This window comes from Telluria sp. LT1R51-2, assembly GCF_059685775.1.
Genome location: NZ_JCASIM010000001.1, coordinates 3,160,385 through 3,173,289 on the forward strand (window position 1 = coordinate 3,160,385; position 12,905 = coordinate 3,173,289).

General features: G+C 62.3%; 11 protein-coding genes. 5 read left to right on the forward strand and 6 right to left on the reverse strand.

Going from position 1 to position 12,905, the window contains the following annotated elements:
- Positions 1-73: 73 nt before the first annotated feature.
- Positions 74-2,806 carry a type VI secretion system Vgr family protein gene (locus AC56LH_RS13955; protein WP_499646947.1) on the reverse strand — a complete coding sequence of 911 codons (2,733 nt, stop codon included), beginning with the start codon at positions 2,804-2,806 and terminating at the stop codon, positions 74-76.
- 282 nt (positions 2,807-3,088) lie between these two features.
- On the opposite strand from AC56LH_RS13955, the gene AC56LH_RS13960 reads away from it, so the two are divergent.
- Positions 3,089-3,874 (forward strand): zinc-binding metallopeptidase family protein, encoded by a 786-nt coding sequence (locus AC56LH_RS13960; RefSeq protein ID WP_499646949.1) that lies wholly within the window; start codon positions 3,089-3,091, stop codon positions 3,872-3,874.
- Between the two features lie 13 nt (positions 3,875-3,887).
- Here AC56LH_RS13960 and hemW read toward each other — a convergent pair whose 3' ends face one another.
- From hemW to AC56LH_RS13985, 5 genes are all read right to left on the reverse strand, one after another.
- Positions 3,888-5,138 (reverse strand): radical SAM family heme chaperone HemW, encoded by a 1,251-nt coding sequence (gene hemW, locus AC56LH_RS13965; protein ID WP_499646951.1) that lies wholly within the window; start codon positions 5,136-5,138, stop codon positions 3,888-3,890.
- A 1-nt stretch (position 5,139) separates the two neighbouring features.
- Entirely contained in the window at positions 5,140-5,730 is a 591-nt protein-coding gene (gene rdgB / locus AC56LH_RS13970) for an RdgB/HAM1 family non-canonical purine NTP pyrophosphatase (RefSeq protein WP_499504254.1), read from the reverse strand.
- Positions 5,731-5,809: 79 nt separating this feature from the next.
- The gene (gene rph, locus AC56LH_RS13975) at positions 5,810-6,541 is read right to left on the reverse strand and encodes a ribonuclease PH (protein WP_258835280.1); all 732 of its coding nucleotides are present in this window, start codon (positions 6,539-6,541) and stop codon (positions 5,810-5,812) included.
- Positions 6,542-6,552: 11 nt separating this feature from the next.
- Complete coding sequence (locus AC56LH_RS13980) at positions 6,553-7,482, reverse strand: PP2C family protein-serine/threonine phosphatase (protein ID WP_499646954.1); 930 nt, start codon at positions 7,480-7,482, stop codon at positions 6,553-6,555.
- A gap of 8 nt (positions 7,483-7,490) precedes the next feature.
- Positions 7,491-8,501, reverse strand: a complete 1,011-nt coding sequence (locus tag AC56LH_RS13985) for a serine/threonine-protein kinase (protein ID WP_499646956.1) — start codon at positions 8,499-8,501, stop codon at positions 7,491-7,493.
- A 93-nt stretch (positions 8,502-8,594) separates the two neighbouring features.
- Here AC56LH_RS13985 and AC56LH_RS13990 point away from each other — a divergent pair, with 93 nt between their 5' ends.
- From AC56LH_RS13990 to AC56LH_RS14005, 4 genes are all read left to right on the forward strand, one after another.
- A complete protein-coding gene (locus AC56LH_RS13990) occupies positions 8,595-9,482 on the forward strand; it encodes a YicC/YloC family endoribonuclease (protein ID WP_499580613.1) in 888 nt (295 codons plus the stop codon).
- 136 nt (positions 9,483-9,618) lie between these two features.
- On the forward strand, positions 9,619-10,266 hold the full coding sequence (gene gmk, locus AC56LH_RS13995; RefSeq protein WP_499646958.1) for a guanylate kinase: 648 nt from the start codon (positions 9,619-9,621) through the stop codon (positions 10,264-10,266).
- A gap of 78 nt (positions 10,267-10,344) precedes the next feature.
- Entirely contained in the window at positions 10,345-10,548 is a 204-nt protein-coding gene (rpoZ, locus tag AC56LH_RS14000) for a DNA-directed RNA polymerase subunit omega (protein ID WP_019922806.1), read from the forward strand.
- 78 nt (positions 10,549-10,626) lie between these two features.
- Positions 10,627-12,879: a RelA/SpoT family protein gene (locus AC56LH_RS14005; RefSeq protein ID WP_499646960.1), complete on the forward strand. Its 2,253-nt coding sequence runs from the start codon at positions 10,627-10,629 to the stop codon at positions 12,877-12,879.
- Positions 12,880-12,905: the final 26 nt, after the last annotated feature.

Consider the following 12,905-nt stretch of genomic DNA (forward strand, 5'->3'; position numbering starts at 1 on the left):
CATACCTTTCTTGATTCTTACTGCTGATAGCATCAATGTGACATCTAATACTGATTTTTCACCTTTACTATAGTTAGTCGTCGATGGCTTCAATCCTATATTGGGCAAATGGGATATCCGACGAGAAGTGTTGAGTCACTCCATCTGCATTTGTACGCCCTTCCAATACCTGACCATCTTCAACGGTCACTCGATAACGTTGCTCCGCTAATGGCTCGCCGGTAGAAAAATCAACCAGTCGGACATGCTGATCGTATTCAACATCACTTTCATACATTTGCAACGAAAGCATCCCTCCATCCCCTGCACCTGAAAATTCTGCTTTAGCCGACTTAACCATAAAACTCCCCGTACACTGATGCGTAATCGCTCCATCCCCAAACGCTGCCTGCGCGCCCTGCGTCACCACGGTCACTTTCGGGGCCTGCAAAACGATCTCTTCCGTCGCCGTAAGAACAATCCTTTTCGCTGACGTGATCTCTACGTTGTCATCCTGAGCAACAATCTCCACCTTCCCGCTCGCCGCAACAAGCTTGGTTCCAAGCGAATGCGCAAACAGACTGATCCCCTGCAATGCATGCAGCATCAGTTTGCGACCTGCAGATAGCTGGGTATTCCGAACGCTGACCAGATCCACATGCGTCTGCGCCCCGATCGTGACACCAGCCTGACTGCCAACGATCACCCCCGCCGGTGCCTCGATCGCGACAACGGGCGCACCGGTCCCTGTTGCCGCTTGCCCCGCCGTGTTGCTGCCCTCCTCCCACTGTTCCAGATGCGACTTCACCTGCGACAACGACTCGCCTTCTAGCGCATCTGTTTCATGGGCTTCGGCCAGCTCGGCCAACTGCTTTTGTACGCTCGACAGCGCCTCGGCCAGTCCAATTAATCCATCGCGATCGAGCTGCCGTCCCGCCGCCCTCAGCGATGCATCCGCGCTGATCAGGACGCCTTGACCACCGCGCAACGCCAGTGCTGCGTCTGTCCGCAATTCAGCGCCTTCGCCACGTGGCACGGCGGCACCATCACAGCGTGGCTGCGTGAGATAACCCAGGTTGAGTTGACTGTGATCGTGCTCGCTCCCAATCTGCGCGCTGATTTGTCCGGGCGTATCGTCCATGCGCAGTTGATTCGCGCGTCCCCCCTCGTCCTCCCGGCTTACGATTCCTGATAGATGCCTATCCCTTGGCAGGACGCTGGTGCCGCTGAAGGACGGGGGCGGTGTCTGGTATCCATGAACGCTGCCAATCACGAGCGGCTTATCGGGGTCGCCGCCCAAAAATACGACGACAACTTCATCGCCTGCGCGTGGCAGTGAGATCGCGCCATATCGGTTGCCTGCCCAACCGGTCGCAACACGCACCCACGCCGAATCCCGGTCGCTCTCCGATGTGCCGGCACCGCTGGCATGCTCATGGTCTTGTGCGCGGCACGCCGGAAATCGCAGCTTGATTCTCCCCAGTGCATCGCAATAAATCTTTTGATTCGCAGGGCCGACAACGATGGCAGTTTGCGGCGCCGTGCGCGGGAGATCGATGCGTGGATCGAAGGCAGGGACGATTGGAATGCCACGCCGTACGCAAGTGAATCGGTTGGTATAACGTACACCCCGCTCGGCGCTGGCGCGCACCAGTTCGCCGCTCCAGCGATTCAGTGTGAATAGCCGGCCAGCGCGTTCATTCAGTGTCGTGGGCAGGTTGTTTTCAGCTTCCACGCGTAATTCGGTGCAGACAAATTCACGCTGCGCTTCCGGATGCGAATCGATTTCGCGGTGCCCGCTTATGCTGCGCCATTGCCCGACGCGCATCTCTCGGTCACCACTTTCTCCCTCGAAGAATTTGGCCTCATACTCTTTGCGCTGGATGCGCGCAAGGCCAAGATAGCGGTAGTCGTCCGAATTGTCGCCCGCGTGCGGCGAGTCGATCAGGTAGTCATCAAGGGAGGATGCGAACCGGTTGCCTGACTCGCCCTGATTCGCCAGGCTCGTATCCTGGCTGCTCATCGACCATGCATACCGATAGTTCCAGCTTTGGCGTTCCACTCGGCCGGCGGTGAGCCTGCGCACAGCATGCCAGGCAGTGATGCTATCGCGTTGCTCGGTAGCGTTGTCGCGGTGGTAGCGCGCCGGGCCGGCTGGATTCTGTTCCAGCGCGTTCGGCTGGTCAAACAGCACAAGCGTATGAACGGGCGTGTCGTCGCTTCCCCGTTCATTCGAAGCACCGGCGCGGATAAACCATGCAATGCCGCGCCTTTTCCACAGACGGCGCAGAAAGGCGGCATTGGACTCGTTGTATTGCATGGTGAATTCGCGGGCCGGATATGCCTTCAGCCCGCTGAGGTCGAAGCGAAATGCGGCGCTCACAATGGGATTGGATCGGCACCACTCGTGCAACATGATATTGGTGATATCGACCTCACTGCGATTGCGAAACACCCGTGTGTTGCAGGTCTCCTCCAACAGGGAAATCGCGTCACGGATGATCAGTTGGTAGGTGGCCAGACCGCCATCGCTCTGTCCTTCCGTTACGCCTCCGACAATGCCGCAGACCGTGCGCAGCGATCCGATATCGGTCACGAACTGCAGCTCGACCGGATTGGCAATGAAGTCCTTCAGCGCCAGGCCGGCTCTGAGACAGACGCACTGCAGCGCATATTCGATCCCGCCACACATCGTCTCAACCCCGCTCACATACTTCACCAGCAGCAGGTCATCGACGATGCCGTTGGCACCCGCCAGACGAAGACGTATGGCGCGTTTTGTATCCGACAATCCCATGACGCTCGCAGCAAGTTGATCGAGTTTCATTGTCATTGCCTCTGGATGACCGCCGCAGAGAACACGGCAACGCCCGATCTTAACGATGCAAAACTTTAGCGAAATTGACGATGCGCAACGTGCCGGCGGTCATCCTTCCCGCTGTTGCATCCACGCCGCAGTACGTTGTAGCGCAGCATTGCCCTCCCCCGGCGCCGCAGATATTGGCGGGATTGGCTACACTGGCTGCATCGATTGCCGACGACGCGCCGCAAGGCGCCGTGTGACGCCATGAGACATTTCTTCAGATCGCACTGGAAAGTCATCGTCGCGATGTTGCTTGCGATCTTGCTGGCAACGCTGACCGTCGAGACGCGGTCCGACGCCTCGCCTTTGGCGGCGCGCCTGCAAGCCCATGCCCGGGCTCTGGCGCCGGACGCGCCAAGCAGTCCCATGCAATACATCGACACATCACTGCGCCGGTATGGCTATGTGCTGAACAGGCAGCGGATCGACGGCGGCAGCGGTAGAGGCAGCGGCGGCCATCCCGCCCACAGCATCGAAGCAGCGCTTGCAAGCGTGACGCCAGGCGCCATCCCAGAACGCACATTCGTGATCGGCGCCCGCGTCGGGCCAGGGGGTGATGTGGGCGCTGCTGCCGTGCTCGAACTGGCGCGCGCCGTCAAGGATCTGCGGCCCGCACCGGGGACGGAGATCCGCTTCGTGTTCTTCATGGAGGCTGGGGAATCAGGCGCGGAAGACACGGGCGCCGGCAACTTCATCGCGTTCATCGGCACGCCCGATGGGGCGCAGCGCGTGCGCCAGGCGTTTGCAGCACTGCGCAGCGACCCGCAGCTGATGCACCACGGGCTGGCGACCTCGGCCCACGTGATGGGCTTGACGCTCTCGCGCCATGGCGATGGCGATCGCAGCCCCGCCACGACGACCCTCTTGATCACCGGCAGCGACTTTCTCGGCTACCCCTATTTCTACACCGCGCCATTGAACGCCGATGAAAGCGACGAGGCGCAGCAGCCCGGCGAATTCGACGGCCTGGCGCGCGTCGTGGCCGGCCTGACACGCACGCTCAGCGCGATGGCAGGCGTCGTGCAGGCCTGAAAAACCGGGACGCTTACTCGGCCAGGAACATTTCCTGCAAATCGTTCAGAAAACGCTGGCCCAGTTCTGTCGGTTTGATCAGCTTGTGATCGCGGTAGATCAGCCCCTTGGCCTCGGCCTCGTTGAGCGACTTCGTGATCGTGTTGATGCTCATCCCGGTGCGCTCGCCGAACAGGTTCGGATCGAAGCCGCCAGTCAGGCGCAGCGTGTTGAGCATGAATTCGAAGCCCATGTCGGTGCGGCCGATCTCGTGCTCTTCCTGCACCGGGTTGCCGCGCTTTGCTGCCTCGATGAACGATGCCGGCTGCTTGTAGCGGGCCTGGCGCAGGATGCGGTGCGGGAACGAGATCTTCGAATGCGCACCGGCGCCGATGCCCAGGTAGTCGCCGAACTGCCAGTAATTCAGGTTGTGGCGAGCGCGCCGGCCGGGCCTAGCGTAGGCCGACACTTCATAGTGATCGTAGCCGGCGGCGCCCGTCACCTCGGCGATCATGTCCTGCATGTCGGCGCTGAGGTCGTCGTCTGGCAGTGATGGCGGGTACTTGGCGAAGACCGTGTTCGGTTCCATCGTCAGGTGGTACAGCGACAGGTGCGGCGGCGCGAATGCGAGCGCCGTTTCCAGGTCGTGGCGCGCCTCGGCCAGCGTCTGCAACGGCAGCGCGTACATCAGGTCGAGATTGAAGTTGTCGAACGTGTTTTTTGCGATCTCGACCGCGCGCAACGCTTCGTCGCCGTCGTGGATGCGCCCCAGCGCCTTCAGGTGCGCCGGGTTGAAACTCTGGATGCCGATCGACAGGCGGTTGATGCCGCTCTCGCGATAACTCTTGAAGCGCTCGGCCTCGAAGGTGCCCGGATTGGCTTCCATCGTGATCTCGGCGTCGAGTTCCAGCGGCAGCAGGGTGCGCAGGTCGGACATCAGGCGATCCAGCCCCGCTGCCGACATCAGGCTCGGCGTGCCGCCGCCGATGAACACGGTGTGGATCTTGCGGCCCCAGATCAGCGGCAGCGACTGTTCCAGGTCCAGGCGCAGCGCGTCGAGGTAATCCTTCTCGGGCAGTTCGCCCTTGCCTTCGTGCGAATTGAAATCGCAGTACGGACATTTGCGCACACACCATGGCCAGTGCACGTACAGCGACAGCGGCGGCAGCGCCGTCAGGTTCAGCGCGCCCGGCTGCAGGTATTGCAGCGCGGCCGTGGCGGGCGAACGGGGCTCGCCGGCCAACGGTTGGGCTACGTTCTCGCCGACGAATTTAATGGGGATCATGTCACGTGTTTTTCAGTTTCTCGACCAGCGCGCGCAGCGCCTGGCCACGGTGCGACAGCGCGTTCTTCTCGTCGGGCGCCAGTTCGGCCGTGGTCTTGCCCAGCGACGGAATCAGGAAGTACGGGTCGTAGCCGAAGCCGTTCTCGCCACGCGGCGTGGCGATGATTTCGCCATTCCAGCGGCCGTCGGCGATGATCGGCTGCGGGTCTTCCGGGTGGCGCACATAGACCAGCACGCAATAGTAATAGGCGGACTTGTCGCTGAGTGTGGACAGATCGGCGACGAGCTTGCGGCTGTTGTTGGCGTCGGATTTCGGTTCTCCAGCGTAGCGGGCCGAATACACACCGGGCGCGCCGCCGAGGGCATTGACGCAGACGCCCGAATCGTCGGCCAGTGCCGGCAAGCCGGTCAGGCGCGACGCATGGCGTGCCTTGGCCAGCGCGTTTTCAACGAAGGTGCCAAACGGCTCTTCTGCTTCCGGGACATCGAATTCGCCCTGCGGATGCAGGTCGAGGCCGATAGGGCCGAGCAGCTGGGCGAACTCCTTGAGTTTGCCGGCGTTGTTGGAGGCGAGGATCAGGCGCTGGGTCATGGTGTTCACGGTGCTGGTGAGGAAACCGGTCATTTTACCGGCTTCGCGCGCCCACCGCGCAGGAACCGGGCAACCGCAGTCAGCCCACGCGCAGCGCCTGCTTCTGCAAATGGATCAGGTCGGCGATCCCCGCCTGGGCCAGGTCGAGCAGGCGGTCCATGGCGGCGCGGTCGAACGCGGCGCCTTCGGCTGTGCCCTGCACTTCGATGAAATGGCCCTGGTCGTTCATCACCACGTTCATGTCGGTGTCGCAGTCCGAATCTTCCGGATAGTCCAGGTCGAGCACCGGCACGCCGTTCACCATGCCGACCGACACGGCGGCGACGAAGTGCCGTACCGGCAGCGCCGTGATCGCGCACGACGACAGCAGCGTGCTGAAGGCGTCGTGCGCGGCCACCATCGCGCCCGTGATGGCGGCGGTGCGGGTGCCGCCGTCGGCCTGGATCACGTCGCAATCCAGATGCAGCGTGCGCTCGCCAAATGCATGCAGGTTGAACGCGGCGCGCAGCGAACGGCCGATCAGGCGCTGGATTTCCTGCGTGCGCCCGCTCTGCTTGCCGCGCGCCGCTTCACGGTCCATGCGCTTGTGGGTCGAGCGCGGCAGCATCCCGTATTCGGCGGTCAGCCAGCCCTGGCCCTTCCCTTTCAGGAAGGCAGGCACCTTGTCCTCGATGCTGGCCGTGCAGATCACTTTGGTGTCGCCGAACTCGATCAGCACCGAGCCTTCGGCGTGCCGCGTGTAGTTGCGGGTGATGACGATCGGGCGCAACTGGTCTGGCGCGCGGCCACTCGGGCGCGGTGGGTAGGTCATGGGGTCGGTCCTTACTTGAGCAGCTGGGAGGATTTTTCGATCGCTTCGCGGATCTCGGCGATGGCTCTTTCGATATCATCTTCGTCGAACGCGTCGCTGCCTTCGGGCAGCGGGTCACCCGCGACGATGGTGGAGCTCACGGCATCTTCGGCCAGCATCTGGGTCGAGATCACATTGAGCGAATCGGCGTCGATCGTGCCGGCCGCCCCCTGCCAGGCGATGGCCAGTGCAGTCGTGTTGTCGGCCTGCGCGCCGCCGATGGCGGCCGCCATCTGCACCAGTTCCGGCACCGCCTGCACGACGCCGCTCGTGGCCAGGCGGTGCACGATCTCGGTTTCGGGCAGCACGGACCACAAACCGTCCGAGCATAGCAGCAGCATGTCGCCATGCTGCAGGCTGTGCTGCTGCGACAGCTCGATCTTCGGTGGGCTGGACGCGCCAAGGCAGTTGTAGAGTTTATTGCGGTCGGGGTGCGTGTTGCGCTCGGACGGGTCGGCGCGGCCGCGTTCGAGCAGGTACTCGAAATGCGAGTGGTCGCGCGTGCAGGCCAGCACCTGCTTGCGGCGCACCCAGTACAGGCGCGAGTCGCCGACGTGCGCCCACACGGCGCAATTATGCTGGATCAGGCAGGCGACAACGGTGGTGCGCGGGATCTCGGGCAGGCCGTGGCTGGCGGCATAGGCCTGGATGTCGTGGTGCGCCTGCAGCAGCGCTTCTTCAAGAAAGCGCTCGGGCTTTTTCACGTACGGACGCGCCTGCAGGCGGAACATCGCCGACACCGTCTGCAGTGCGATGGTCGCGGCGATCTCGCCGCCCAGGTGGCCGCCCATGCCGTCGGCCAGCAACAGCAGCAAAGCGTCGCGGGTGTAGCAGTAGCCCATCCGGTCCTGGTTGACCTTGCGTCCGCCAATATGGCTTTGTTGATAGACCGAGAATTGCATGACTTCCTTTAATCGCGCCGGAATGCGCCCAGACGGTCGACCAGGCCGCGCCAGCCGCCGCGTGCTTCATGTGCGTCCACCGCCGCGTCGGCTTCGGTCGCCAGCGCAGCCGTGGCCCGCGCCGGGGGTGGCGCGGCCGGCGCCGCTTGCAGCACCTTCTGAATCTCGAACACGCTTTGCGGCCGCATCAGGGGATCGAGTGCCAGGCACCCGGCCACCAGTTTGACCAGCTCCGGTGAATAATAGCCTGCCAGGCGCGCCAGGTGGCGCGGCACGTGATCGTCCATGCGGCGCGCATCGACCGGCGGCGGCGTCGAGCGGCTCATGCAGGCAAGCATGGCCGCGCCCAGACTGTAGATATCGGTCCAGGGGCCGAGCGCCGCGCCGCGTGTGTACAGGTCGGGCGCGGCGAAGCCCGGCGTGTACATCGGGGCGAGCATCGGAGCGTCGGTATGCAGCGTCTGGCGCGCGGCGCCAAAGTCAAGCAGCAACGGCGAGCCGTCAGTACGCAGATAGATGTTGGCGGGCTTGAGGTCGAGGTGCAGCAGTTTGTTAGCGTGGACTTCGCGCAGGCCGCTGCAGACGCCGTGGAACACCTGGCGCACGAAGTTTTCGCTCAAGCCATTGCCTTTGGCGGCGGCACGCGCGATGTGTTCCTGCAGCGAGTGACCGGACTCGTAGGCCATGACCATATACACGGTCTCATGCGCGCGGAAGAAATTGAGTACCCGTACCACGTTCGGGTGCACGATGCGCGCCAGGGCGCGGCCTTCTTCGAAAAAACACTTCAGGCCGATGCGAAACACCGCCAGGTGCGGCTTGGCCACCACGGGGATCAGTTGACCAGGCTGGCGCAGCGCCAGCGCGCTTGGCAGGTACTCCTTGATGGCCACTGCATTGCCCTCGCTGTCATAGGCAAGATAAACAATACTGAACCCGCCGGACGCAATTTTCTTTACAATGCGGTATCCGGCAATTTCGAGTCCTGCGGGCAGAGGAGCGTTATTCTGTGCAGCCATCCAATTGGGTTTCCTTGCTAAACAGCGCGATTGTGTGGATAAATGTCGGCTTTGTAAAGAATAAAACCGGGGATTTCATTGAGCATTTCAAGCATGACAGGTTATGCGGTCGCCACCAGCGAAGGCGCTGCCGGAACCCTCACGATCGAAATCAAGAGCGTCAACTCGCGCTTCCTCGATTTGCAGTTCCGCATCAATGACGATTTGCGCGCGCTGGAACCCGATCTGCGAACGGCCATCATGGCCGCCATCCAGCGCGGCAAGGTCGAAGTGCGTGTCTCGTTCGGCCGCAAGGTCAGCGGCGGCGCCGCAGCACTCAATCAGGAACTGCTGGCCGACCTGGCCCGGCTGCAAGGCGAAGTGACGCGTCACTTCGCGCAGGCCGCGCCCATGACCGTGGCCGAACTGCTGCGCTGGCCCGGCGTCATCGAAGAATCGACGATTGGCCAGGAATCGCTCCAGGCCGACGTCGCCGCGCTCACAGTGACCACCATCGCGGCGTTCGTCGACAGCCGCCGGCGCGAAGGCGCGGCGCTCGAAACGATGCTGCAATCGCGCATCGAATCGATGGAAGCGATCGTCAAGCGCATCACGCCACTGATCCCGCAAGTCATTTCGCAATTCCAGAACAAGGCCATCGACCGCATGCAGGACGCATTGGGCCTGGCCGGTCACGGCAATCCGTCGACGCTGACGCGCCAGGAAGTGCTGGAGCGGATTCGCCAGGAAGTGACCCTGTACGGCATCCGGATCGACGTCTCCGAAGAATTGTCGCGCCTGTCGGCGCACCTGAACGAAACGCGCCACATCCTCAAAAAGGGTGGCCAGGTCGGCAAGCGCCTCGACTTCATGATGCAAGAGCTCAATCGCGAAGCCAACACGCTGGGCGCCAAGGCGTCGGTGAAGGAACTTGCTGACGCGTCGATGGAGCTCAAGCTTCTTATCGAGCAGATGCGTGAACAGGTGCAGAACCTCGAGTAAGCACCAGAATTGAATCGGTAGCGATACCAGCGCCGGTTGAACGCGTGGACGGGTTTCCCGTCCACGCGTTCAACGTTAACATGACCACCCGCGACACCATGCTCGCGCACATACCGTACTGACAAAGGACCCCGCCATGCTCCCACAAGCCTTTTCCGGCAGCCTGTTCGTCGTCGCCGCGCCATCCGGCGCCGGCAAATCGACCCTGGTCAACGCCCTGCTGGCGAATGAACCGGGCATCAAGCTGTCCATCTCCACCACCACCCGCGCACCACGCCCGGGCGAGCAGGATGGCCGCGAATACCACTTCACGAGCGCCGACGATTTCGTCACGCGCGCCGACCGGGGCGAGTTTCTCGAGTGGGCTGAAGTGCACGGCAATTACTACGGCACGAGCCGCCTGTCGGTCGAGCAGGAGATGAAAAACGGCACGGATATCCTGCTCGAAATCGACTGGCAAGGCGCGCGCCAGGTGCGCAAGCTGTTCCCGGATGCGGCCGGCATTTTCATTCTGCCGCCATCGATCGAAGCACTGGAAGAACGCCTGCACAAACGTGGCACCGACGAGCCGCACATCATCACCCGGCGCCTGCTGGCGGCGGGCGGCGAGATCGCTCACGCACCCGACTTCGAATATGCTATCATCAACGAAGAGTTTAACGTCGCCCTGGCTGAGCTGCAGGCGATTGTCAAAGCGACACGTTGCCGATTTGCCCAACAAGCTGCCCGCAACGCTACGCTGTTTGCCCAGCTGGGAATCCACGCGAATCAACCACAATCTTGACGAGCGCGCCGTTACAGGCGCGCCGCACGCGTTGTTTTCTCTCATTGTCACCTTACATTCAGCAACCCAGGAGCACACATGGCCCGCATTACCATCGAAGACTGCCTCAAGAACATCCCGAACCGTTTCCAGCTGACCCTGGCAGCAACGTATCGTGCGCGCCAGCTGCTGCAAGGCCACACCCCGAAGGTCGAAGCCAAGGACAAGCCAACCGTCGTCGCCCTGCGCGAGATCGCCGCTGGTAAAGTCGGCATCGAAATGCTGAAAAAAGTCCCGATGTAATTCCATTCGGGGTTGCCTGAATTTGCGTTATCCCGTCTTCTGTTATTCTGATCTCACCGCAGCCAGACGATTAACGTAATGAACCTGTTACCTCCAGATTCACCCGCTTCACGCAACCCCGCTCCGCGCGAGCGGCGGGCGGACAATCGTCCGCCCGACTTCATCGAGCCCGCCGGCCCCATCGTGCCGGGCGTGGCCTCGGTGACGCAGCTGATCACCAAGCTGTCCGAATACCTTACCCCCGCCGAACTCAAAAAGGTCAAGGAAGCCTACCGCTTCTCAGACGAGATGCACCTGGGCCAGGTCCGCAAGTCGGGCGAGCCGTATATCTCCCATCCGATTGCCGTCGCCGAAATCTGCGCCGAGTGGAAACTCGATGCGCAAGCCATCATGGCCGCGCTGCTGCATGACGTGATCGAAGACCAGGACGTCAAGAAGGATGAGCTGATCGAGCGCTTCGGCGCGCAGGTCGCCAACCTCGTCGACGGCCTGTCCAAGCTCGAGAAAATCGAATTCCAGAGCCAGCTCGAAGCGCAGGCGGAAAACTTCCGCAAGATGCTGCTGGCGATGGCGTCGGACGTGCGTGTCATCCTGATCAAGCTGGCCGACCGCTTGCACAATATGCGCACGCTCGGCTTCATGATTCCGGCCAAGAAGCGCCGCATCGCCGGCGAGACGATGGAAGTGTATGTGCCGATCGCGCATCGCCTTGGCCTGAACAATATCTACCGCGAGCTGCAGGACCTGTCGTTCTCGCACCTGTATCCGGTGCGCTACCAGACGCTGTCCAAGGCGATCAAGTCGGCGCGCGGCAACCGGCGCGAAGTGGTCAAGAAAATCCTCGAAGCGGTCAAGAACCAGCTCGAGGCCGGCGGCCTGAAAGCCGAAGTGCACGGCCGCGAAAAGACCCTGTACGGCATCTATAAAAAGATGCGCAACAAGCACTTGTCGTTTTCGCAGGTGCTCGACGTGTATGGTTTCCGCGTCGTCGTCGACAGCGTGGCTGAATGTTACGTGGCCCTGGGCACCCTGCACGCGCTGTACAAGCCGATGCCGGGCAAGTTCAAGGATTACATCGCCATCGGCAAGATCAACGGCTATCAGTCGCTGCACACGACGCTGATCGGTCCGTATGGCACGCCGGTCGAATTCCAGATCCGCACGCAGGACATGCACCGCACCGCCGAGAGCGGCGTAGCGGCGCACTGGCTCTACAAGACGGGCGAATCGAATATGTCCGAGCTGCAGCAGCGCACCCATGCGTGGCTGCAGTCGCTGCTCGACATCCAGCAGCAAACGGGCGACTCGGCCGAGTTCCTCGAACACGTCAAGGTCGATCTGTTCCCCGATTCGGTTTACGTGTTTACGCCGAAGTCGAAGATCATCGCCCTGCCCCGCGGCGCGACGGCGCTCGACTTTGCCTACTCGATCCACACCGGCATCGGCGACCATACGGTGGGCGTGAAGATCAACAACGAAGAACAACCGCTGCGCACCGAGCTGCACAACGGCGACATCGTCGAGATCATCACGCAGCCCGATTCGCGCCCGAGCCCGACCTGGCTGACGTTTGTCCGCACCGGCAAGGCACGTTCGGCGATCCGCCATCACCTGCGCCTGGTCGACGTCAACGAGTCGGCCGAGCTGGGCCTCGAACTGCTGACGCAGGCGCTCGCCGTGCGCAACATCAAGCCGGATCTGCCGGCCAGCGTCGTCGAGCGGTTGCTGGCCGAGTCGTCGGCCAATTCGATGGATGAAGTGTTTGCCGACATCGGCATCGGCAAGCGCATGCCGACGCTGGTGGCGCGCCAGATTTTCGGCCTGATGGAAGGCGACCCCGATCTGCTGCCGTCGCACAAGCCACTGCCGGCCAGCGACATCGCACCGGTCACGATCTACGGCAGCGAAGGCGTGGCGGTCCAGCTGGCGCCATGCTGCCTGCCGATCCCGGGCGACCAGATCACGGGCCAGTTGCGCCGCGACCAGGCACTGGTGGTGCACACCTGCGATTGCCAGACGGCCAAGCGCCTGCTGGCAAAAGAACCCGATCGCTGGATCGCCGTGCAGTGGGGCGACGATCTCAACCGCCGCTTCGACTGCCGGATTCGCCTGCTGATCAACAACGAGAAAGGCATCCTGGCACGTGTGGCTGCCGAGATCGGCGAGTCCGACGCCAACATCACGTATGTGGGCATGGACGAAGACGACGAAAACATGATGACGCAGCTGCGCTTCACGATCCAGATCGCCGACCGGGTGCATCTGGCGCAATTGATTCGCAATCTGCGCCGCGTGGCTGGCGTGAATCGGGTGGAGCGGGAACGGACGTAAGCGCCGTTTGCTCGTAGCGTGGACGG

Coding starts and splice junctions, on each gene's coding strand:
- AC56LH_RS13955 (WP_499646947.1), bottom strand. CDS start 2,806: ATGAAACTCGATCAACTTGCTGCGAGCGTCATGGGATTGTCGGATACA.
- AC56LH_RS13960 (WP_499646949.1), top strand. CDS start 3,089: ATGTTGCTTGCGATCTTGCTGGCAACGCTGACCGTCGAGACGCGGTCC.
- hemW (WP_499646951.1), bottom strand. CDS start 5,138: ATGATCCCCATTAAATTCGTCGGCGAGAACGTAGCCCAACCGTTGGCC.
- rdgB (WP_499504254.1), bottom strand. CDS start 5,730: ATGACCCAGCGCCTGATCCTCGCCTCCAACAACGCCGGCAAACTCAAG.
- rph (WP_258835280.1), bottom strand. CDS start 6,541: ATGACCTACCCACCGCGCCCGAGTGGCCGCGCGCCAGACCAGTTGCGC.
- AC56LH_RS13980 (WP_499646954.1), bottom strand. CDS start 7,482: ATGCAATTCTCGGTCTATCAACAAAGCCATATTGGCGGACGCAAGGTC.
- AC56LH_RS13985 (WP_499646956.1), bottom strand. CDS start 8,501: ATGGCTGCACAGAATAACGCTCCTCTGCCCGCAGGACTCGAAATTGCC.
- AC56LH_RS13990 (WP_499580613.1), top strand. CDS start 8,595: ATGACAGGTTATGCGGTCGCCACCAGCGAAGGCGCTGCCGGAACCCTC.
- gmk (WP_499646958.1), top strand. CDS start 9,619: ATGCTCCCACAAGCCTTTTCCGGCAGCCTGTTCGTCGTCGCCGCGCCA.
- rpoZ (WP_019922806.1), top strand. CDS start 10,345: ATGGCCCGCATTACCATCGAAGACTGCCTCAAGAACATCCCGAACCGT.
- AC56LH_RS14005 (WP_499646960.1), top strand. CDS start 10,627: ATGAACCTGTTACCTCCAGATTCACCCGCTTCACGCAACCCCGCTCCG.